General features: G+C 44.4%; 1 protein-coding gene. It reads right to left on the reverse strand.

The window, feature by feature from the left end; genetic code table 11:
• Positions 1–23: 23 nt before the first annotated feature.
• Complete coding sequence (locus BCT81_RS26465; protein WP_102426387.1) at positions 24–1,847, reverse strand: M4 family metallopeptidase; 1,824 nt, start codon at positions 1,845–1,847, stop codon at positions 24–26.
• Positions 1,848–2,052 lie beyond the last annotated feature (205 nt).

Raw genomic sequence — 2,052 nt, forward strand, 5'->3', positions numbered from 1 at the left:
TTTACTTGACCACTTCAGTAGGCTTAATCTAGGCGCAAGGTCACTCCAGAGTAATTTGTGTAACCGCGAAGTAACACGTGATAGGTGACGCCCGGCTGAGCGCTGACACTGCATTGCTCATTATTACCGGTACGATAAGGGCGACAATCATAGCTTGAGGTGCTTGGTTTACTGCCTGCTTTAACATATAGGTCTGCATCGCCAGCTCCACCAGATATTGCGACCGTAACGTTGGATGCAGAATCTACGGAGAATGTGTAGAAGCTTTCAGAGTATTTGTTACCACTCAGGTTCGAGATAGGTGTCCCTTTGGTGAGTACATCGTCACCTGGAACCGTAGGGCCGCAGCTTGCGTTGACGCCAACACTATTAAACGCATCTTCCACGTCGGCAACCGTATAACCCATATCTGCAGCCGCTTTGGCTACACCACATGCACCAGCATCAAAGGTACTGTTGGCTGTCCAATACAGTTGGTTGGCGACGGTAAAGATTTCAAAACCTTTGCGTACATCCCAGCCTGATTTGTTGGCTAAAAGATAAAACGCTCTGTTATAAACACCGCTAGACAAGTGAACATTCAAACCATCGTAGTAATCAGAGGCGTGATCGATTGAACGACCATCTTTTGATGGTTGATCAAAGTAACGCAAGCCACCTTCCGATTTGAAGATATCGCTACCGACAATCCAATCCACATTTCCACGCAGATAGTATTCAGCCGCTTCGCCTGCGATGTCGGAGAAGGCCTCATTTATGCCGCCTGACATGTTTCTGTAGACTAACCCGGAGTTTTGTTCGGTGAAACCGTGGCTCACCTCATGTGCACTGACGTTGATATCGACTAATGGGTAGAAGGTATTTTTACCGTCACCAAAAGTCATGGATGAACCATTCCAGAAGGCATTCTCATAATCGGTACTGTAGTGAACACGCATAGTGAGTTGGAACGATAAAGGCGATGTGTTCATCCACTCTTTGTACATATCAAAGACGACGTTGCCGAAATAATGCGCATCGTTAAGGGGAGAGTAGGCGCCATTCACGTATTTACGATCTGTGTAGTTGCTGTCATCGCTACAGTTGTAACTGTAGGCTGAACTACCAGAAGTTCTGTTATTCAAGTCGACCGTTTTCACTGCGTCGTTCTCTAACGTACATGTGGTCCCGGTTTTATCAATCGAGAATCCTGGAAAGTCAGTACCATATTCATATCGATTGGTTTTGGTATTACCACCAGGTCCAGTTCCCAAGGCTTTGGCGTGATTTAATCCGTTCCATTTTTGAAGTACTTCCCCCGTCATGGCATCAATAAAGAAGAAAGGACGTTCTGGGTAATTGGACGCGACAAAAAAATCGACCAAATACACTACCTGCGCGGTTTGGTTCTCATCGAGCCTGACAACTAACTTCGCATTTTTGTTTTCAATCGACTTTTTGCCGACGGTAAACGAGCGGTGGGAGGACAATGCAGCTTCGATGGCTTGCTCTTGATTCAATTTAGGCGCGATGTGTGATAGATCATCGCTGATCCCTTGCGCCATTGAACCAAATACTTGGGAGGGTTGGTTTTTGGATAGGGTGGCGACAACGGAGGTATTAAAGACGGGTAGACCAAAGTGGGTTTGTTGGTAGCGTACTTTGGTTTTTCCATTGGGCAGTACCACCCGTTTAACTTCAGAAAAACCTAGCTCTAGCGGTGCAATGCTCTTTGATTGAGCAATGAGGCTTTGTTGGAGTAGGCTATCGTTCTCGATGGTGACCATTTCAGCAGCGTGTGCATTAAAGCCAAAAGATGTACCTAGAATAGCTGCTATTTTCCAGCTTAGTTGACGTTGTTGGTTCATTTCTTGTTCCTGATTTTATATAAACTCCTTCTTCCCAACGGCTAAATAGGAAGTCTATATGCAACACAGTAATGCCATGTGTTACAAATCAAGACTGGAAGAGCATTTCGGCTTATGACAAGTTTTTATTAGAGATTAAATTTTAGAGTATGTAATTCATAATTTACAAAAATAATTATTGATTTAATTGTTTTTAATGTTGGTG

Source organism: Vibrio sp. 10N.261.52.A1 (genome assembly GCF_002876325.1).
In the GTDB taxonomy this organism is placed as follows: Bacteria; Pseudomonadota; Gammaproteobacteria; order Enterobacterales; family Vibrionaceae; genus Vibrio; species Vibrio chagasii.

What these genes read in the sequence shown, in the direction of transcription:
- BCT81_RS26465 (WP_102426387.1), bottom strand. Translation starts at nt 1,847, where the DNA reads ATGAACCAACAACGTCAACTAAGCTGGAAAATAGCAGCTATTCTAGGT.